Origin of the sequence: Nitrincola lacisaponensis (assembly GCF_000691225.1) — a bacterium.
In the GTDB taxonomy this organism is placed as follows: domain Bacteria; phylum Pseudomonadota; class Gammaproteobacteria; order Pseudomonadales; family Balneatricaceae; genus Nitrincola; species Nitrincola lacisaponensis.
In genome coordinates, this window is the sequence record NZ_JMSZ01000016.1 from 248768 (window position 1) to 266875 (window position 18108).

20 protein-coding genes are annotated in these 18108 nt (G+C 53.8%); 17 read left to right on the forward strand and 3 right to left on the reverse strand.

What is annotated here, in order from left to right:
* The first annotated feature begins 12 nt into the window (after nucleotides 1–12).
* The 8 genes from ADINL_RS04450 to ADINL_RS04485 all read left to right on the forward strand — a co-directional run bounded on the left by ADINL_RS04450 (nucleotide 13) and on the right by ADINL_RS04485 (nucleotide 7776).
* On the forward strand, nucleotides 13–333 hold the full coding sequence (locus ADINL_RS04450; protein ID WP_036544362.1) for a YqfO family protein: 321 nt from the start codon (nucleotides 13–15) through the stop codon (nucleotides 331–333).
* Nucleotides 334–401: 68 nt separating this feature from the next.
* Entirely contained in the window at nucleotides 402–1763 is a 1362-nt protein-coding gene (locus ADINL_RS04455; RefSeq protein ID WP_036544364.1) for a V-type ATP synthase subunit B, read from the forward strand.
* Nucleotides 1764–1765: 2 nt separating this feature from the next.
* A complete protein-coding gene (locus ADINL_RS04460; RefSeq protein ID WP_036544367.1) occupies nucleotides 1766–2368 on the forward strand; it encodes a V-type ATP synthase subunit D in 603 nt (200 codons plus the stop codon).
* The gene (locus ADINL_RS04465) at nucleotides 2365–4143 is read left to right on the forward strand and encodes a V-type ATP synthase subunit I (RefSeq protein ID WP_036544369.1); all 1779 of its coding nucleotides are present in this window, start codon (nucleotides 2365–2367) and stop codon (nucleotides 4141–4143) included. The genes ADINL_RS04460 and ADINL_RS04465 overlap by 4 nt, the downstream gene beginning before the upstream one ends.
* Complete coding sequence (locus ADINL_RS04470) at nucleotides 4131–4577, forward strand: ATP synthase subunit C (protein WP_036544372.1); 447 nt, start codon at nucleotides 4131–4133, stop codon at nucleotides 4575–4577. The genes ADINL_RS04465 and ADINL_RS04470 overlap by 13 nt, the downstream gene beginning before the upstream one ends.
* A 9-nt stretch (nucleotides 4578–4586) precedes the next feature.
* The gene (locus tag ADINL_RS04475) at nucleotides 4587–5267 is read left to right on the forward strand and encodes an ATPase (RefSeq protein ID WP_036544374.1); all 681 of its coding nucleotides are present in this window, start codon (nucleotides 4587–4589) and stop codon (nucleotides 5265–5267) included.
* Entirely contained in the window at nucleotides 5267–5965 is a 699-nt protein-coding gene (locus tag ADINL_RS04480; protein ID WP_036544377.1) for a DUF2764 family protein, read from the forward strand. Before ADINL_RS04475 ends, ADINL_RS04480 begins: the two co-directional genes overlap by 1 nt.
* Entirely contained in the window at nucleotides 5962–7776 is a 1815-nt protein-coding gene (locus ADINL_RS04485; protein WP_036544378.1) for a V-type ATP synthase subunit A, read from the forward strand. Before ADINL_RS04480 ends, ADINL_RS04485 begins: the two co-directional genes overlap by 4 nt.
* Here ADINL_RS04485 and ADINL_RS04490 read toward each other — a convergent pair.
* Nucleotides 7770–8342, reverse strand: a complete 573-nt coding sequence (locus ADINL_RS04490) for an NUDIX hydrolase (RefSeq protein ID WP_036544380.1) — start codon at nucleotides 8340–8342, stop codon at nucleotides 7770–7772. The genes ADINL_RS04485 and ADINL_RS04490 overlap by 7 nt on opposite strands.
* Nucleotides 8343–8441: 99 nt before the next feature.
* Here ADINL_RS04490 and ADINL_RS04495 point away from each other — a divergent pair, with 99 nt between their 5' ends.
* On the forward strand, nucleotides 8442–9035 hold the full coding sequence (locus ADINL_RS04495) for an NUDIX hydrolase (protein WP_036544382.1): 594 nt from the start codon (nucleotides 8442–8444) through the stop codon (nucleotides 9033–9035).
* A gap of 2 nt (nucleotides 9036–9037) precedes the next feature.
* Here the strand turns inward: ADINL_RS04495 and ADINL_RS04500 are convergent, their stop codons facing one another.
* Both ADINL_RS04500 and ADINL_RS04505 read right to left on the reverse strand, forming a co-directional pair.
* Nucleotides 9038–10309 carry an HlyC/CorC family transporter gene (locus ADINL_RS04500; RefSeq protein ID WP_036544385.1) on the reverse strand — a complete coding sequence of 424 codons (1272 nt, stop codon included), beginning with the start codon at nucleotides 10307–10309 and terminating at the stop codon, nucleotides 9038–9040.
* A gap of 76 nt (nucleotides 10310–10385) precedes the next feature.
* Nucleotides 10386–11174, reverse strand: coding sequence for a cytochrome C assembly family protein (locus ADINL_RS04505; protein ID WP_036544387.1), 789 nt, complete (start codon nucleotides 11172–11174; stop codon nucleotides 10386–10388).
* 163 nt (nucleotides 11175–11337) lie between these two features.
* On the opposite strand from ADINL_RS04505, the gene ffh reads away from it, so the two are divergent.
* From ffh to ADINL_RS04545, 8 genes are all read left to right on the forward strand, one after another.
* A complete protein-coding gene (gene ffh / locus ADINL_RS04510) occupies nucleotides 11338–12720 on the forward strand; it encodes a signal recognition particle protein (RefSeq protein ID WP_036544389.1) in 1383 nt (460 codons plus the stop codon).
* Between the two features lie 158 nt (nucleotides 12721–12878).
* Nucleotides 12879–13133: a 30S ribosomal protein S16 gene (gene rpsP / locus ADINL_RS04515; RefSeq protein WP_036544391.1), complete on the forward strand. Its 255-nt coding sequence runs from the start codon at nucleotides 12879–12881 to the stop codon at nucleotides 13131–13133.
* Nucleotides 13134–13153: 20 nt separating this feature from the next.
* Nucleotides 13154–13687: a ribosome maturation factor RimM gene (gene rimM / locus ADINL_RS04520; protein ID WP_036545448.1), complete on the forward strand. Its 534-nt coding sequence runs from the start codon at nucleotides 13154–13156 to the stop codon at nucleotides 13685–13687.
* Between the two features lie 3 nt (nucleotides 13688–13690).
* Nucleotides 13691–14440: a tRNA (guanosine(37)-N1)-methyltransferase TrmD gene (gene trmD / locus ADINL_RS04525; RefSeq protein ID WP_036544393.1), complete on the forward strand. Its 750-nt coding sequence runs from the start codon at nucleotides 13691–13693 to the stop codon at nucleotides 14438–14440.
* Between the two features lie 17 nt (nucleotides 14441–14457).
* Nucleotides 14458–14814, forward strand: a complete 357-nt coding sequence (rplS, locus tag ADINL_RS04530; protein ID WP_036544396.1) for a 50S ribosomal protein L19 — start codon at nucleotides 14458–14460, stop codon at nucleotides 14812–14814.
* 117 nt (nucleotides 14815–14931) lie between these two features.
* Nucleotides 14932–16257, forward strand: a complete 1326-nt coding sequence (locus ADINL_RS04535; protein ID WP_036544397.1) for a hypothetical protein — start codon at nucleotides 14932–14934, stop codon at nucleotides 16255–16257.
* A complete protein-coding gene (gene xerD / locus ADINL_RS04540) occupies nucleotides 16254–17183 on the forward strand; it encodes a site-specific tyrosine recombinase XerD (protein WP_239644332.1) in 930 nt (309 codons plus the stop codon). Before ADINL_RS04535 ends, xerD begins: the two co-directional genes overlap by 4 nt.
* A 73-nt stretch (nucleotides 17184–17256) precedes the next feature.
* Nucleotides 17257–17994: a DsbC family protein gene (locus ADINL_RS04545; protein WP_036544399.1), complete on the forward strand. Its 738-nt coding sequence runs from the start codon at nucleotides 17257–17259 to the stop codon at nucleotides 17992–17994.
* Nucleotides 17995–18108 lie beyond the last annotated feature (114 nt).

Genomic DNA, 18108 nt, shown 5'->3' on the forward strand with positions numbered 1-18108 from the left:
CACGGAACGCGAATGTATAAACTCTGTGTGTTTGTCCCTGAAAGCCATCTGGAACCGGTCAAGCAAGCTGTGTTTGCGGCCGGTGCCGGGCGTATCGGAAATTACGAACACTGTTGCTGGCAGACACTGGGCACCGGGCAGTTTCGGCCTTTACCGGGAAGCCAGCCTCATCTGGGTGAACTCGGTGAGCTGGAACAGGTGCCTGAGTGGAAGCTTGAGCTGGTGTTGGAAGCTGACCGGCTTGCATCTGTAATGGAGGCCATGTACCGCGCCCATCCGTATGAAGAACCGGCGTTTGACCTGATTCAGCTGGTTACATTCAAATCTCCTTAATCGCTGTATTGTAAATGTAATCGAAGCATGGCTTAATCTTTCTGTGCCATTCATACAGGAAGTGTGCCGTGTCTCAGTTGCTTTTGTGTTACTCGCGGATACTGGAAATTGTCGGTGATCTGGTCAAGGTTTATGTGCCTGAGCCGGATCGGGACGCCACAGGCAGCGTCGGCTTTGGCGATCTGGCCCTGATTGAAAACCCGCTTGATCCGTCACAACTGCCCGCCCTGGCGCAGGTGATTGAGTTGAACCGCGACAGTGTGTCGCTGCAAGTCTTCTCTGGTACCAAGGGCCTTTCGACCCAGGCCAGCATTCGTTTTCTGGGTCACTCCATGCGGGTTGCCTTTTCCAGCAATATTCTTGGACGTGCCTTTTCCGGCGTTGGTGCACCTATAGATGCTGGCCCGGATCTGACGGAAGAGCCTCATATCGAAATCGATGGTCCAACGGTGAATCCGGCCCGTCGCGTGCTGGCCTCACGTATGATTCGCACCGATGTACCCATGATCGATGTGTTCAATTCACTGGTCGAAAGTCAGAAAATTCCAATCTTTTCAGTGGCCGGTGAGCCTTATAACCAGTTGCTGGCCCAGATCGGTGCCCATGCCGATGCCGATATTATCGTCTTTGGCGGTATCGGGTTGATCTTTGATGACTATCATTTCTTCAAAACGGCTTTCGAACAGGCGGGTGTGCTGGCGAAAACAGTGATGTATGTTCACCTCGGTTCCGACCCTACGGTGGAGGCGCTGTTAGTCCCGGATATGGCACTGGCGGTCGCCGAACGCTTTGCTGTAGAGGAAGGCAAGCGTGTGTTGGTGTTACTGACTGATATGACAGCCTACGCCGATGCGCTGAAAGAAGTCGGCGTGGCGATGGAGCATGTGCCTTCCAACCGTGGCTATATTGGTGATTTGTATTCACAGTTGGCACGGCGTTATGAAAAGGCCTGTGACTACAAGGGAGCAGGCTCGGTCACCATTTTATCTGTCACCACCATGCCCGGCGATGATGTGACTCACCCTGTGCCGGACAATACCGGCTATATCACCGAAGGTCAGTTTTATCTGCATGATGGTGTACTGGACCCCTTCGGCTCACTCTCACGTCTGAAGCAGCATGTGATCGGCAAAGTCACACGTGAAGACCATGGCCAGATCATGAATACCATGGTGCGTTTTTACGCCGCAGCCCAGGATGCCCAGCAGAAGCAGGCGATGTCATTTGAACTGACTGAATATGACCTGCGTTTGCTGCGCTTTGGTGACCTGTTCCGGCAGCGCTTTATGGATATCAGGGTAACCTTGCCGCTGGAAAAGGCCCTGGACCTGAGCTGGAAAACCCTGGCAGAGTGTTTTGAAGCAGAGGAACTGCTAATGAAGCAGGATCTGATTGATAAATACTTTCCGGTGGCTACGCAGCGGAGTTGATCATGGCGCGCCTGGCACTGAATAAAAGCACGCTCAACAAGGAAGGACGCAAGGTACGGGCCTACCAGAAGTTTGTCCCTGCCCTGGATTTGAAGCGTAAGCAGTTGCTGGCAGCCAGGGCAACGGCTGAGCAGACATTACAGCAGCAGCAGCGTGAGCTGGTCGAGATAGAGCAGCAGGTACGCAATCAACTGAGTATGCTGCCCAATTTTCAGGGGCGGGCAGACCAACTGGTCAGTATTGGTGCCATGGAACTCAGCGAGGTCAATCTTGTGGGTATTCGCCTGCCAGAGCTGAAATCTCTGCAGGTGGTATTGGAACCTTTCTCCTGCCTGGGTACCGAGCACTGGCTGGATCATCTTGCCAGTCTGTTGCAACAACAGGCGACCTTACGAGTGCGGCAGCAGCTCACAGAGCAGCGGTTGCTATGCCTGAATCAGGGGCTACAGAAAACCACGCAGCGTCTGAACCTGTTTGATAAGGTATTGATTCCTCAGGCACGACAGAATATTCGCAAAATTCAGATTGCGCTGGCTGATGCTGAACGAGCTGGTGTGGTACGTGCCAAAATTGCCAAACGTAAACGTCAGGAAATGGGTGTATGAGTATTCTGCGCCTGAAAAAAACGGCTCTGGTAGGGCTGACTGAAGAAAAGGTTCATTTGCTGGATGCCTTGCAGCAACTGGGGGTGATGCATGTGATTCCCCTGCAGGAGCCTCAGCCGCGCAACCCGACGGAAGACAGTGTCAACCCTGAGCGCCTGAAGCGTGCCTTGCAATATTTGCTGAGTTGCCGGGAAAAACGTCGACAGGTCGTTCGCACCCGACAGTTTAATCTTGCCGACATGCTGACGCGCATAGATCACAACCGCAGTCAGCGACTGGAACTGATGTCGCGACGTGACTTTCTGGAAAAACGCATTGCTGATCTAATGCCCTGGGGTGATTTCAGTTTCCCGGCGCCTGAAGCGCTGGCGCATCAAAAGCTGTGGTTTTACCTGGTGCCTAACTTCCGTATGCCGGCGGTGGAGCGTTCGGGGCTGGTCTGGTGTTGCGTACATCGTGACAACCGGCATGCCTATATTGTCGTGCTGTCTGAGCAAGAGCCTGACGCCAATCGTATGCCAGTGGCGCGCACCCTGACAGGCCAGGTGCCGCTGAGCCAGCTGGAGCAGGATCTTGAGGATCTGGAAATCGAGCTGGAGGCGATTGAGGCGGAGCGTGAGGCGCTGACACGCTGGATTTACCAGTTGCAACGCTGTATTGCCGATACCGAAGATCGGGCCTTTCTGGATGAAGTGACTGATCAGACACTGGATTGTGAAGAGATTTTTGCGGTTCAGGGATGGGTGGCAGAGAAGCATATCAATGCGCTACAGCAGTTCGCTGAAACACATCAGCTGGCATTGCTGGTTGAAGAGCCTGAAGCTGACGAACTGCCACCGACTCAGCTGGAAAACCCTGAAAAGCTTCAGGGAGGGCAAGAGCTGGTCAGCTTTTTCCAGACACCCGGCTATCGTAGCTGGGACCCCTCGCGTGTGGTGTTTTTCTCCTTTGCAGCCTTTTTCGCCATCATTATGTCAGACGCCGGTTATGCATTGCTGATGGGGCTGGTGCTGGCCTATTACTGGAACGACATGGCTGCAACGCAGACTGCACGACGTCTGCGTTCGCTGGCGGCTACACTGACGGTGACCAGTCTGGTCTGGGGTGTGTTAGTGGGCAGTTACTTTGGTGCGGCTGCGCCACTGGACTGGTTGGCCGGGCTGAAGCTGCTCGACTTACAGGATTTTGATGCGATGATGCGTTTCTCCATCAGCTTTGGCGCGTTGCATCTGGTGTTGGCAAATCTGATGATGGCCTGGGTCAGGCGAACGCGTCTGGAGGCCTGGGCATCGGTAGGTTGGGCGCTGGCGGTGCTGGCGGCCTTATTGGGCTGGCTGCAGGGATTCCAGGCAGGGCACTGGTTGCTGTTTACGGCGGCCTTGCTGCTGGTGTTGCTGATGTCAGGACAACAGCAGTCCTGGCAGTGGCGTTCCGTTATTTGGGGTGCGCTGGCACTGACCAATATCACCAAGTTGTTTGGTGATGTGCTCAGTTACCTGCGTCTGTTTGCATTGGGGCTGGCCAGTGCTTCATTGGCCATTACCTTTAACCAGTTATCAGTGGATGTAGCGACGGCCTTGCCGGGTATCGGGGTGTTTCTGCAGTTGCTGATTCTGCTGACAGGCCACCTGCTGAACTTTGTCTTGACGGTGGTCAGCGGTGTGATTCACGGATTGCGGCTTAATTTAATCGAATTCTATAACTGGAGTCTGGCAGATGAAGGCTATGCCTTCCGGCCTTTCTCGAAACAGGAGGTTACACCTTGGACAACCTGATTATGGCGTTAGGCTGGGCCGGGCTTTATGGTCCGATGGCGTTGGGCGCAATTGGCAGCATGATTGGTTGCTCACTGGCTGGACAGGCGGCTGCCGGAGCGCTGCTGGAGACGGAAACCGGACATGGTCGTTATATCGGTATCTCCGCGATGCCTTCATCACAGTCGATATACGGCATAGTGGTGATGTTTGCCTTGAATCGTGATGTCACCCCGGAAAATGCGGCAGGTTTGGCCGGGATCGGATTGCTCTGTGGTCTGGCGCTGATGTTCAGTGCTATTTATCAGGGCCGCAGCTGCGCATCCGCGATTAATGTTTCCAAAATCCGCCCGGAAATTTTTGGTATGTCACTGGCCCCTGCGGCGATCGTTGAGGGTTTTGCCGTGTTTGCCTTTATCTTCGCGTTGGTGATCAGTGCCGGTGTACCGGCCTAGGAGTAACGGATGAATCATCAGGAAAAGCATCATCCATCTTCGGGTGTTGAAGCACTGATAGAGCAACTGCGGGATCAGGGTGTGCAGCGCGGCCGTGATGAGGCTGAACAGCTGCTGCGTGAGGCACGCCAGAAGGCCGCCCAGTTGCTGGAAGATGCGCGCCATGAAGCGGAATCCTTGCGCCTGAGTACGCGTAAAGAGGTCGAGCAGACACGCAAGGCCGGTGAGGATGCGTTGAAAATGGCCGCTCGTGACCTGCTGTTAAGCCTCAAGGAAACCATGGCGCTGAGCTTTGCTGATCAGGTGGAACGTCTGGTTGAACAGCAGATGGATAACCCGGAGTTTATGCGTCGCCTGATTCTGGAGCTGGCCGGAAAAGTGCGTGAGCAGTCACAGCTGGATCAGCAGGACATTGAGATCCTGCTGCCGGATGAGTTTATCGGGCTGGATGAACTGCGGCGTAATGCCCATGAATACCGCCAGGGACAGCTCAGCCAGTTTGTACAATCCCTGTCGGCAGATCTGCTTCGAGAAGGCGTGTGTCTGGACAGCCATTCCGGTTGTGGGTTGCGTATCCGTCTGGTGGGTAAAGAAGTTGAGATCGACTTGACGGAAGAGGCTGTTGCTGAGGTGTTGCTGAAGCATCTTCAGCCACGCTTCCGGGCGCTGCTGGAAGGAGTGATCCGTTAGTGGCGGACTATTACACCTTGGTCACGGGACTGCCCTGGCTGCCGGAGCAGATGGAAAAGTGTACCCAGTTACCGCTTTCCAGAATTGCATTGGAGCGGCGTCTGACGTTACTCAACGAGACTGACCAGAAAGTGCTGCGCTCAGCTGAAGCGCTCTATCATCCGTCCTTGTCAAATATGCAGCCGGATCAGGCGCGGGTACAGGCCTGGCAGCAGCAAGTCGATCAATTGCCTTCTGAAACCCTGCGACAGGTGGTTGGCTTGCGTCTGGAAATACAAACACTCCTGGCAGCGCTGCGTTATCGGCGGCGGCCAGATACCCAGGCTGAACATTTTCAGGGGTTTGGACGCTGGACTCAGTGGATTCGACAGCACTGGAAAGAGCCGTTGTTCGGACTGGAGGGCAGGCTGGAGTTTCTGGAGCACTGGGGTGAACTGTTTGCCCAGGGGCAGACCGGTGATCTGCAGACCCAGGTAGATCTCTATCTGTGGCGGCAGCTGCTGGCGGTTGAGCGCAGTCATCACTTCACGCTGGAAACTGTTGTGTGCTTTGTGTTGCGTTGGGGGTTGGCAGAGCGTCGTCTGCGCAGCGATCCTGATGCAGCGCTGAATGAATTCCAGGCGCTGGGGGATGCTCTGTTACAACACAGTGGTATCCAGCAGCGATTGACCCAATTGTTTGAGGATAGCTATCGATGAATGGAATGCCGGTTACAGCACGCGTTGCCGGCGTGCGGGATGATATCGTCACTATTCGCCTGATGCAGGATGATGCGGGTGAGTTTTATCCGTTGATCAAGAATGAGGTGGTGTATATCTGTCCTGAGCGCCGCCCGGGTGATGGTCGACAGGAACGCCTGCAGGCTGAGGTATTACGGGTACGGCATGGTGAGGCCGATGTGCAGGTGTTTGAAAATACCCGCGGAGTCGCTATCGGAGATCGTGTTGAGCAAAGTCATCGTCTGTTATCCGTGGCGTTGGGTCCAGGACTGCTGGGGCAGATTTATGACGGGTTGCAGAATCCACTTGAGTTGATTGCCGCTCAGCAGGGTTCTTTTTTGCCTCGTGGGCTGGATGTGGAAGGGATTGATCTGCAGCATCTGTGGGCCTTTCAGCCAGTGGTGAAAATCGGTGCCCGGGTGCGTGCCGGAGACCCTTTGGGGAAAGTGCAGGAGCGCCGGTTTACACATAAGGTGATGGTGCCGTTTAACCTGCGAGGTGAGGCGGAAGTCACCTGGATTCAGGAGGGCAGTTTTACCGTCACGACACCGGTTGTCAGACTGAAAGATACTCAGGGTGAAGAGCACGAAGTCACCATGCGCCAGTTCTGGCCGGTGCGGGTACCGGTAAACCGTGACCTGCTGCGAGCCGGTTACAGTGAACGACTTTATCCTGATCAACCGATGCTGACGACCATTCGCCTGATTGATACCTTCTTTCCGGTCGCCAAGGGTGGTACTGCCTGTATTCCCGGGCCTTTTGGTGCAGGTAAAACGGTGTTGCAGAGCCTGATTTCACGCTATTCGGATGTCGATATAGTGGTCATTGTTGCCTGCGGCGAGCGTGCCGGCGAGGTGGTTGAGACGATTACCGAGTTCCCCAAAACACCGGACCCCAAAGGGGGGACGTTGATGGACCGTACCGTGATCATCTGTAACACCTCCTCCATGCCGGTTGCCGCCCGGGAAGCTTCCATCTATACCGGCATTACCATCAGTGAGTACTATCGCCAGATGGGCTATAACGTGCTGCTGATTGCCGACTCCACATCCCGCTGGGCTCAGGCAATGCGTGAAACCTCCGGGCGTCTTGAAGAAATACCGGGTGAGGAAGCCTTCCCGGCCTATCTGGATTCAGCCGTTCGTGCCTTGTATGAGCGTGCCGGTCTGGTGCGTACCAATGACGGCTCTACTGGCAGTTTGACACTGATAGGGACGGTGTCACCGGCAGGTGGGAACTTCGAAGAGCCGGTCACCCAGTCGACGCTCAGAACCGTGAAAACCTTTCTCGGGCTGAGTGCTGACCGGGCATACAAGCGCGCCTATCCCGCAGTGGACCCGCTGATCTCCTGGTCGCGCTATCTGTTGCAGCTGGAATCCTGGTTTAATCAACATCTGGACCCGGACTGGGTACCTCAGGTACGCCAGATGCTGAGCCTGTTGAAGCAGGGTGAAGAGGTGCAGCAGATGATGCAGGTGACCGGCGAGGAAGGTGTTACCCTGGAGGACTACGTCCTGTGGCAGAAGGCGCAGTGTCTGGATCAGGTCTATCTGCAGCAGGATGCGTTTGATGCGGTGGATATCTCCTCACCGATTCAACGTCAGCGTGATCTGTTCCGCCTGTTGGTTGCCAGTCTTGAAGGCTTGCCGCCCCTGAGCACTAAGGAAGCGGTGCGCAAGCATTTCGTCCACCTGACCAGCCTGTTGCGCAATCTGAACTACACCCGTCAGGACAGCCCTGACTATCAGCGCCTGTGGCAAGAAATCGAGGCGTTGTCAGCACATCACTGATGTGTGCCCAGTTCACAGCATAACTCGCCCTGCGGCCCCTGGCTCAGGGCGAGATGGCGCAGTGGAAAATGGCCCGTTTTCCGATCACTGAAGTAAAACTGCAGGGCGTTGCGGATGGTTGGAAACGCCAACTGGTCCCAGGGAATATCCGCTTCAGTGAACAGGCGTACTTCCAGAGACTCTTCGCTGATGGAAAACTCGGGCGTCGGCAGATCGGCCAGATAGATCATCTGTACCTGATCAACATGCAGAATCGATGTCAGGGTGTACAGGCTGCGAATCTTGACCACTGCATTGGCTTCTTCCAGCGTCTCACGCAACGCCGCCTGTTCTGTGGATTCGCCGTTCTCCATAAACCCGGCAGGCAGTGTCCACAGGCCATAGCGTGGCTCGATGGCGCGTTTACAAAGCAGTACCTGATCCTGGTACACAGGCAGGCATCCGGCAATGATGCAGGGGTTCTCGTAATGCACTGTGTGGCAGTGGCCGCACACGTACCGATGCCGATTATCTCCGGCGGGAATTTTTTGCTCGACTACTGCACCACAGTTTGAACAGTATTTCATGCTGGCTTCCTTTTGGCGTACAGCAACATTGTAGTCAGTTGCAACAGGACTAGTCGACCCGTTTTTTTAACGCTATGATCCAAGACATAAGGAGGGGGCATGCTCAGTCAGGCAATTACACGTATACAGCGTCATCGGTCCTGGTGTCTGCGTCAGCAGGGGCGTGAGGCCGCTGTGCTGATTCCCATCACCAGATCCGAGCTGCACCCCGAGTTGATTCTGACGGTACGTTCGGCTTTGTTGAATACCCATCGGGGCGAAGTCTGTTTTCCGGGTGGAAAGCGGGATGAAAGTGACCGTGAGCTGTCTCAGACTGCACTGCGTGAGGCACAGGAAGAGCTCGGTATCGCATCGCGTGATGTTGAACTTTGCGGGCCACTGGGTCAGGTGGTGTCGAAGCATCATTTGCACGTCACGCCCTGGGTCGGTCTGGTGCCGTCCAGTTTGCCACTGCATCCCAATCCTGCCGAGATTGCGCGGGTGTTCAAGGTGCCCTTGCGTTTCTTTCTTGAGCAAGGGCCTCCTGAAATAGAGCGTTTAATCGTTGAAGGGCAGGTCTGGGAGATGCCTTCCTGGGTGTATGACGGTGAGCGGATCTGGGGGCTGACAGCCTATATGATTTGTGAACTGCTCAATGTCGGCTTTCAGCTGTCTATTCCCATGCCTCGCCGACCTGAACGGCATACTGGCTAGCGTCAGTGATTGCGGTCCTTGCGGATCGGAATCATACGCACCGTCTGAATAAACTTGTCCTGAATTTGCAGCGTTTCGACACGGTATTCAGCAATTACCAGGCAGACATTGGCATCCGGAAGTGATTCCAGTGTTTCGGTAATCAGGCCGTTCAGGGTCTTGGGGCCGTCTGTGGGCAACTGCCAGTGCAGTGCGCGGTTAATATCACGCACATAGGCACCACCGTCAATAAAGTAGCTGCCATCATCCTGTGGATGAATATCTTCTACCAGGTCGTTGTGTTCTTCCGAGAGTTCGCCAACGATCTCTTCGAGAATATCTTCCAGGGTGACAATCCCTTCAACATCACCGTACTCATCCACAACAATACCGATCCGGCGGCTCTGCTTCTGAAAGTTCAGCAGCTGCGTTTGCAGCGGGGTGCTTTCCGGAACGAAATAGGGTTCGCGTGAAACTTTCAGAATGGCTTCTTTGGTGACTTCTCCGCGCTGAATCAGTTGTGCCAGATTGCGCATGTGCAGCAGTCCTACCACCTGATTGATATCGCCATGATAGATAGGCAGCCGGGTGTGTTGTGTATTGGACAGCTGTGTCAGTATCTGTTCCAGGGATTGGTCCAGATCTATCCCCTCCACTTCGTTGCGTGGGATCATAATATCATTGACGGTGACTTCTTCCAGTTCCAGTACGCCCAGCAGCATCGACTGATTGCGTTTGGGCAGCAGAGCGCCTGCTTCATGTACCAGGGTGCGCAGTTCTTCTGTACTCAAATGGTCGTTACCGTGCTGTCCTGGCTTGACCCCAAAGAGCTTGAGCAGATTGTTGGTAATGGCACCGACCAGCCATACCAGTGGATAAAAGACTTTCAGCAGTACCTTCAGGATGTAGCTGGCCGGGAACGCGATACGTTCAGGGTGCAGGGCTGCCAGGGTTTTGGGTGTCACCTCGGCAAAAATAAGAATGACCAGCGTCAGCACCACAGTGGCGATGGCGATGCCTGCATCCCCCCAGAGCTTCACTGCAATCAGTGTGGCGATGGCTGATGCGAGGATGTTCACGAAATTGTTACCGATCAGAATGACGCCGATCAGGCGGTCTGGTCGTTCCAGCAGACGGCTGGCGTTGATGGCACTGCGATGATTTTTTTTCACCAGATGCCGCAACCGGTAACGGTTCAACGCCATCATCGAGGTTTCGGAACTGGAAAAGAAAGCTGACAGGATAATCAGAAAACCAAGCAGGATCAGCAGTGAGCTTATCGACGCGTCTTCCAAAATAAGGACCCGATTTTTAAAATAGGAAAACCATTTTCAGAGTAGAGCCTGGCGCTGTCAATACTCAATGATGTCACTAAAGAATGAATTCCAGCACCAGCTTTGATCCAAAGAAGCCCAGCATGAGCAGCAAGAAGCCACCAATCGTCCAACGAATGGCGGTCATGCCGCGCCATCCCATGATCTGACGGCCTCCCAGCAGCGTCGCATAAATCAGCCAGGCAGCCAGTGACAGCAGGGTTTTGTGGACCAGGTGCTGGGCAAACAGGTTGTCAACAAACAGCCAGCCACTGATCAGAGAAATACTCAGCAGAATGAAACCAACCCACAGCATTTCAAACAGCAGCTTTTCCATGATTTGCAGAGGCGGGAGGCTGGCCACCAGTCCACGCGTGTGATGTTGTTTCAGTGCCAGCTGCTGCCGCCAGAGCAGCAGTGCCTGCAGTGTGGCCAGTGTAAAGATGCTGTAGGCCAGCACTGACAGGAGTATATGCAGGAACATGCCGCTGCCATAGGGCTTCAGGACCTCGGATGTTGGCATCAGGCTGGCCAGCAGAACGGTGACGGCCGCCATCGGAAAAACACCGATGAACAGGTTATCGATACGCTGTCGCAGGCTGCTGCCGATAACCAGCGCAGTGACCAGCCAACTGATCAAAGAGCCCATGCTGAACAGGCCGAGATCAATGCCGGCGGGGTGATGCAGTGTGTGGTATACCGATATGCCGTGGACCGCGAAGCCTGCTATGCCAAGCAGTAGTACGGTCGGGCGTACATCCAGGCGACGGCCGGTCGCACGTTGCCATTGCAGCCAGGATGCGATGGCATAGCACACAACAGCAAATAACGAGATGAAAATCAGCATCCAATGAGTCTCCTTTCAGGGGCATAAGTTTGGCATAAACTGGGTAAAGAAGAAATATAGGGTGCCGCCAGTGGGTCGTGATCTGTATAATGCCCGGCAATACAGTTTCCGCGGCTGTTGTCTGCGTCAGACTCAACGCGAAGGAATTTTTCAGAGGTACGGCATGTTCGATAATCTTACACAACGACTCACCCAGACATTACGAAGTGTTACTGGTCAGGCTCGTCTGACTGAAGAGAATATCAAGGGTACCCTGCGTGAAGTGCGTATGGCGCTGCTCGAAGCGGATGTGGCACTGCCTGTTGTCAAAGCCTTTATTGACAGTGTCAAAGAGCGTGCTGTCGGGCAGGAGGTCAGCAAAAGCCTGAGTCCAGGGCAGGTCTTCGTAAAAATAGTCAACGAAGAGCTGATCAAGGTGATGGGCGAGGCGAATGCTGAGCTTGATCTGAGTACGACGCCCCCTGCCGTGGTGATGATGGCCGGTCTGCAGGGTGCCGGTAAGACGACCTCAGTGGCCAAACTGTCACGTTTTCTGAAAGAACGCAAAAAGAAAAAAGTACTGGTGGTATCGGCGGATGTATACCGTCCGGCGGCGATACGCCAGCTGGAAACACTGGCCGCCGATGTCGGTGTTGACTTCTTCCCGTCTGATGCCAGTCAGAAGCCGATCGATATCGTCAATGCGGCTATCCGGCATGCACGTTTGCAGCATCATGATGTCCTGCTGGTCGATACCGCCGGTCGTCTGGCAATCGATGATGCGATGATGGCCGAGATTCGTGATCTGCATGCTGCCGTGCAGCCGGTCGAGACACTGTTTGTTGTTGACGCCATGACCGGTCAGGATGCGGCCAATACGGCGCGTGCATTTAACGAAGTGCTGCCGTTGACCGGTGTGGTGTTGACCAAGACTGATGGTGATGCCCGTGGTGGTGCGGCCTTGTCTGTGCGTCATATCACCGGAAAACCGATTAAATTCCTTGGCGTTGGTGAGAAAACCGATGCACTGGAAGCCTTTCACCCGGATCGTGTGGCATCACGTATTCTGGGAATGGGCGATGTACTCAGTCTGATTGAAGAGGCTGAGCAGAAAATTGATAAAGCCAAAGCTGAGAAACTGGCGAAGAAAATCACCAAAGGCAAGGGCTTTGATCTGGAAGATTTTCGTGAGCAGATTCAGCAAATGGGCAATATGGGCGGCATGATGGGCATGCTGGAGAAACTGCCGGGTATGGGGCAGATGGCTCAGGCAGCCCAGGCCGCACAGGCCGAAAAAGGTATGAAGCAGTTCGAGGTGATCATTAACTCCATGACACCTAAGGAACGCCGTAATCCGGATATTATCAGTGGTTCGCGCAAGCGCCGTATTGCCTTGGGTTCTGGCACGCAGATTCAGGACGTGAACCGTCTGCTGAAGCAGCATAAACAGATGGCCAAAATGATGAAAAAGTTTGGCAGCAAGTCGGGTATGACCAAGCTGGCGCGTGGAATGAAGGGAATGATGCCGCCAGGTATGGGAGGCGGTGGCGGTTTTCCACGCTTCTGAATATAGTCTACTTTTATTTGTTGGCTGTTTGGCGTACAATTCGCGCCTTGATTTTTAAGATTGGCCCCTGTCTTGTCGGCTGCAACAGCGAAGAGGCGGGGATTATTAACGATGGGCGATCCTAAAACCCATCCTTGCGAAATAAAGGGGTCCAGCGCATGGTCACTATTCGTTTGTCTCGCGGCGGCGCCAAAAAGCGTCCGTTCTACCACATCACCGTTGCCGATTCACGCTTTGCGCGTGACAGCCGCTTTATTGAGCGGGTGGGCTTTTTCAACCCGATTGCTCGGGGTCAGGAAGAGCGTCTGCGCGTTAACCTGGAGCGTGTTGATTACTGGATCAGCAAGGGTGCTCAGACCTCTGAGCGTGTTGCCCAGTTGCTGAAAGACGCACGCAAAGCAGCCGCACAGTAAGTTTGGCGGATCTGACAGGCATGGAACAGACAGCAGCTGAAAAGCTGACCCTGGTCGGAAAGTTGGCAGCACCTTACGGTGTCAAAGGGTGGGTGAAAATCTACTCCTATACCGATCCGATCGATAATCTGTTTTCCTACAAGCCCTGGCAGGTAAAACGTGACGGGCAGTGGTTTCCAGTCAAGCTGGAAGCAGCCAAGCGTCACGGAAAAGGCTTGATTGCCAAGTTGGCCGGTATCGAAAGTCCGGAACAGGCCAGAGACTGGGGAGGGGCTGAAATTTATGTCTCTCTGGATCAGTTACCTGAGCTTGAGGCCGGTGAGTATTACTGGAGCCAGCTTGAGAATCTTTTGGTATTGACCGAATCCGGCGAGTTGCTGGGTCGGGTTGATCACCTGATTGAAACCGGATCGAATGATGTGCTGGTTGTGAAAGCGACTGCTGACAGTCGCGACAAGACTGAACGACTCATTCCGTATTTGCCGGAACAGGTGATTAAAGAGATAGATCTTGACGCAGGAACGATACGGGTCGATTGGGATCCGGAGTTCTGAGTGATGTGGTTCGGAATCGTCAGTTTGTTTCCGGAAATGTTTGCCGCTGTCAGTGGCTATGGCATTACCGGGCGTGCGGTTCGTAACGGATTGCTGACGGTTGAGTGCTGGAATCCCCGTGATTTTACACTCGACAAGCATCGTACCGTGGATGACAGGCCCTATGGCGGTGGTCCTGGTATGTTGATGAAAGTTCAGCCGTTACGTGATGCGATTCAGGCTGCCAGAGCTAAAGCACCGGGCTCACCGCGAGTTATTTACCTGTCCCCTCAGGGACGGCGATTGACTCAGGAGGGTGTGTGCGAGTTGGCGCAGGCGGATAGTCTGATTCTGGTTGCCGGGCGCTATGAAGGCATTGATGAACGCCTGATAGACGCAGAAATTGACGAAGAGTGGTCGCTTGGTGATTTTGTACTGAGCGGTGGTGAGTTGCCCGCCATGGTGATGGTGGATGCCGTATCCCGATTGTTGCCCGGTGTATTGGGGCACGAAGATTCGGCTGCAGAAGACTCATTTGCTCAGGGGTTGCTGGATTGCCCGCACTATACGCGGCCTGAGGTACTGGATGATAAGCCGGTACCTGCTGTGTTACTGGGGGGGAATCATGCTGAAATCAGGCGCTGGCGTCTGAAACAGCAGTTAGGGCGTACCTGGCAACGACGACCGGACCTATTGGAAAAGATCGAACTCAGCCCGGAACAGCAGGCGCTGTTAAGCGAATATATCCGCGAAGCCGAACAGGCGTGCGGTTGAAAAAACAGGAGCGAGCGATGAGCAGCAAAAGTAATATTATTCAGCAGATCGAAGCTGAACAGATGAACAAAGAGGTGCCTGCGTTTGCACCCGGTGATACCGTTGTAGTCCAGGTTAAGGTTGTTGAGGGTGATCGTACCCGTCTGCAGTCTTTCGAAGGTGTTGTCATCGGTAAGCGTAACCGTGGTCTGAACTCTGCATTCACTGTGCGTAAAATTTCTCACGGTGTAGGCGTTGAACGTACCTTCCAGACTTACAGCCCGGTTATTGACAGCATCAGCGTCAAGCGTCGTGGTGATGTACGTCAGGCTAAACTTTACTACCTGCGTGAGCGTAGTGGTAAGTCTGCACGTATCAAGGAAAAGCTGGGTTAATTTGTCCAGTATCAAAAAAACGGCCATTAGGCCGTTTTTTTTTGATTTCCGCATTCGCCAAACGGCTAAAATCTGCCTAGAATGCAATATCGGGGATTATTAGCTGAGAAGAGCCGGATGCGTATCGTTAAGCTGCTGTCGCGGATATTTTTGCTGTTGTTGTTACTGGCGTTGGCAGCCTATGCTGGCTATTACTATCAGGTTAAATCGTCTGTTGATCGTCAATTGCAGCAGTGGCGTCCTTTTCTTGATGCCGGCTATGAAAGTCTCTACGTCAATCCGCTGGGTGAAATCAGTCTCAATACAGTCTCATTGAACCTGATGGGGCAGCCAGGCGGTTTTATCATTGATCGGATCAGTTTGAAGTCTGATCCGCTGTTTTTACTTCAGTTTGATTCACGTAGTGCTCGTGGTGAGTGGCCCGGCTCATTTGCCTTGGCTGTTGAAGGGCTGAATGTTGATTTCAGCATGCCACTGTTTCTGATGCTGGAGCAGTTTGCTCAGGCAGAGGAAGGTATTCAGCCTGCCGCGCTGGGCTGTGGACGTGTACGCCATTTTGATATGTCAGCACTGCGCATGATGGGGATGCGCCAGGGGCGTTTTGACCTCTATCTGAATGCGCGCAGCCCCGCGAATGCGCAGTTGAATCTTGAGCTGCTGGCGTTGATGCATGGTTGGGGTGAGCTGGTTATCGATCTGGAAATGCAGAATGTTACAGGTATGCAGGCGTTGACCAATGTGGCGCCTCAGCTAAAGCGTTTTGCCTTCAGTTACCGGGATATGGGCTACAATCAGCGCAAGAATCAGTTTTGTGCCATGCAGTCGGGTGTAACGGTTGCAGAGTATCGTGCGGAGCATCAGACGTTGCTGCGTGACTGGTTATCTGTTGCAGCTCCTGAATTGCCAGACAGTTTTATCCTCTCGTACGATCAATTGAATGAACCCAATTCAACCTTCTCGATGAGCCTGCAGACAGAGGGAGTAAGCCCTCAATCCTGGATGGATCCTGAACAGCTGTTGCTGGACTTGAGTCAGCGTGTGACGATCCATGTTAACAATCAGCCTCAGTCCTATGATGCAGAACATCTGGGCTTGTTTATGGCATTGATGCAGCAGCCGGTTCAGTTTGAAGCCGAATCTATGGAAGAAAGTGATGCCGTGGCCGCTCTGGATGCGCCGCGCAGTATGCCAGGTGTTGCATCGCCGCCCGTTCAGCCTTCACGGGTGGTGGAGCCGCGACGCTATCGCCATACACCACCGGATGAGCTGGTGAACTATATTGGTCACCCGGTTCGTTTCTTTACCTCTTTTGGTAAGCGCGTTGAGGGTGTCCTGGTTAGTGTTGAAGGTACCACTGTGCGTGTTGCTGAGCGGGTGCAGCAGGGCACGGCACAATATCCGGTGGAGATTGAAGCGCTTCAGGCCACTGAGGTTTATCGTTGACCCAGGATCGACGTTTTAATGCATTGATACCGGATGACCGTGATCGACAGTTGATACAGGAGTATGTACGACTGGCCTGGCTGGAAAAAGGTTTAAGTCGTAATACTCAGTTATCCTATCAGCGTGACTTGAATCATTTTGCCTGCTGGTTAAATGCGCGTAAATCTTGTCTGCTGCAAACGACTCGTGCCGACCTTCAGCACTATCTGGACTGGCGAGTAGGGCAGGCGTTCAAGGCGGTATCTACAGCGCGGGTGTTGTCCTGTTTGCGTGGATTTTATCGCTATCTCTTGCGGGAAGGGCAGATCGCCCTGGACCCGACGCTTAATATTCTCAGTCCGAAACCGGGTCGCCCCTTGCCTAAAACGCTGACAGAGGCGGATGTGGAATCTTTGCTGGCTGCACCGGATACCAATGATCTGCTGGGGCTGCGTGACCGGACCATGCTGGAGTTGCTCTATGCGGCTGGGCTCAGGGTGACAGAGTTGGTAAGTTTGCGCTTGGATCAGGTGAGCGTGCAGCAGGGGGTGTTGCGCATAGTGGGTAAAGGCGACAAGGAGCGTCTGGTTCCGGTCGGTGATGAGGCGTTGGCCTGGCTACAGCGTTACCTGAAGCAGGTGCGCCCCCTGTTGCTGACCCAGGCGGCTGAAGAAGTGGTATTTCTCAGTCGTCGTGGTACACAAATGACGCGACAGACCTTCTGGCACCGAATACGCCAGCATGCCGTTCAGGCTGGTATCGACAAGCCTTTGTCGCCACATGTACTGAGGCATGCCTTTGCAACCCATTTGCTGAATCATGGAGCTGATTTGCGGGTGGTACAGATGTTGCTGGGTCATGCTGACCTGTCAACCACACAGATCTATACCCATGTTGCCAACCATCGTTTACAGTTGCTGCATCAGGCGCATCATCCGCGTGGATGAACTTTTGCCGGGCCAGCCAATCAGAGAGAAGAGAGTGATTAACGTGAAAGCAGTGCAATTTCTTGAGGCAAATATGAAAAGAACCACGCAGTGGGTAGTGTTGTTGGCCAGTTTGGTATTCAGTGCACAGGCGCTGGCGGATGCACGCGATGTGATCCGTGAACAGTTATACAAGGCAGATTCGCGCATTCCGGTGAAAAGCATTGAACCGACAGAAATGTCCAGTGTGTATGAGGTAGCACTGGAGAGTGGCGAGCTCATTTATGCCCATGAGTCGGGTGAATTTTTCATGGTCGGCCACCTGTTTCGAATCGATGATCAGCAGGGGCTGGTGAATGTGACAGAGCAAACGCAGAATCGTATGCGTCTGGATGCATTGGCGGCGGTGCCTGCTGAACAGATGATCACCTATCCGGCTCACGGGGAGCGTAAAACCAGTTTGAAGATTTTCACAGATGTGGATTGTCCCTACTGCCGACAAATGCATGATGAGGTTGAGGCACTGAACGAGATGGGTATCGAGGTCAGTTATCTGGCATTTCCCCGAGGTGGACCCAATACAGCGACCTACCGTACCATGGTCAGCATCTGGTGTGGTGACACAGCCGAAGAGCGTAATCAGTTGATGGATCGGGTCAAGTCGGGCGCTACAGTAGCTGAAAAAAGTTGCGAAAACCCTGTGTTTGACCAACTGGTATTAGGGCAGCGCATCGGTGTATCGGGTACACCTGCGATGGTTCTGGAAGACGGCACTCTGATTCCGGGCTATATGCCTGCTGCGCGCATCGGACAAATGTTGGGTATCCAGTAATAATCTGATCCAAAGGGTATAAACGACGGGGGCTTGCATAGTGCAAAGCCCCCGTTTTCGTTATACTAAGCCCCATTTTTATTTTCCGCGACGGCGTGGAATCATCTGGTGAAT

What these genes read in the sequence shown, in the direction of transcription:
- ADINL_RS04450 (WP_036544362.1), top strand. Translation starts at nt 13, where the DNA reads ATGTATAAACTCTGTGTGTTTGTCCCTGAAAGCCATCTGGAACCGGTC.
- ADINL_RS04460 (WP_036544367.1), top strand. Translation starts at nt 1,766, where the DNA reads ATGGCGCGCCTGGCACTGAATAAAAGCACGCTCAACAAGGAAGGACGC.
- ADINL_RS04465 (WP_036544369.1), top strand. Translation starts at nt 2,365, where the DNA reads ATGAGTATTCTGCGCCTGAAAAAAACGGCTCTGGTAGGGCTGACTGAA.
- ADINL_RS04475 (WP_036544374.1), top strand. Translation starts at nt 4,587, where the DNA reads ATGAATCATCAGGAAAAGCATCATCCATCTTCGGGTGTTGAAGCACTG.
- ADINL_RS04485 (WP_036544378.1), top strand. Translation starts at nt 5,962, where the DNA reads ATGAATGGAATGCCGGTTACAGCACGCGTTGCCGGCGTGCGGGATGAT.
- ADINL_RS04490 (WP_036544380.1), bottom strand. Translation starts at nt 8,342, where the DNA reads ATGAAATACTGTTCAAACTGTGGTGCAGTAGTCGAGCAAAAAATTCCC.
- ADINL_RS04495 (WP_036544382.1), top strand. Translation starts at nt 8,442, where the DNA reads ATGCTCAGTCAGGCAATTACACGTATACAGCGTCATCGGTCCTGGTGT.
- ADINL_RS04505 (WP_036544387.1), bottom strand. Translation starts at nt 11,174, where the DNA reads ATGCTGATTTTCATCTCGTTATTTGCTGTTGTGTGCTATGCCATCGCA.
- ffh (WP_036544389.1), top strand. Translation starts at nt 11,338, where the DNA reads ATGTTCGATAATCTTACACAACGACTCACCCAGACATTACGAAGTGTT.
- rpsP (WP_036544391.1), top strand. Translation starts at nt 12,879, where the DNA reads ATGGTCACTATTCGTTTGTCTCGCGGCGGCGCCAAAAAGCGTCCGTTC.
- rimM (WP_036545448.1), top strand. Translation starts at nt 13,154, where the DNA reads ATGGAACAGACAGCAGCTGAAAAGCTGACCCTGGTCGGAAAGTTGGCA.
- trmD (WP_036544393.1), top strand. Translation starts at nt 13,691, where the DNA reads ATGTGGTTCGGAATCGTCAGTTTGTTTCCGGAAATGTTTGCCGCTGTC.
- rplS (WP_036544396.1), top strand. Translation starts at nt 14,458, where the DNA reads ATGAGCAGCAAAAGTAATATTATTCAGCAGATCGAAGCTGAACAGATG.
- ADINL_RS04535 (WP_036544397.1), top strand. Translation starts at nt 14,932, where the DNA reads ATGCGTATCGTTAAGCTGCTGTCGCGGATATTTTTGCTGTTGTTGTTA.
- ADINL_RS04545 (WP_036544399.1), top strand. Translation starts at nt 17,257, where the DNA reads ATGAAAAGAACCACGCAGTGGGTAGTGTTGTTGGCCAGTTTGGTATTC.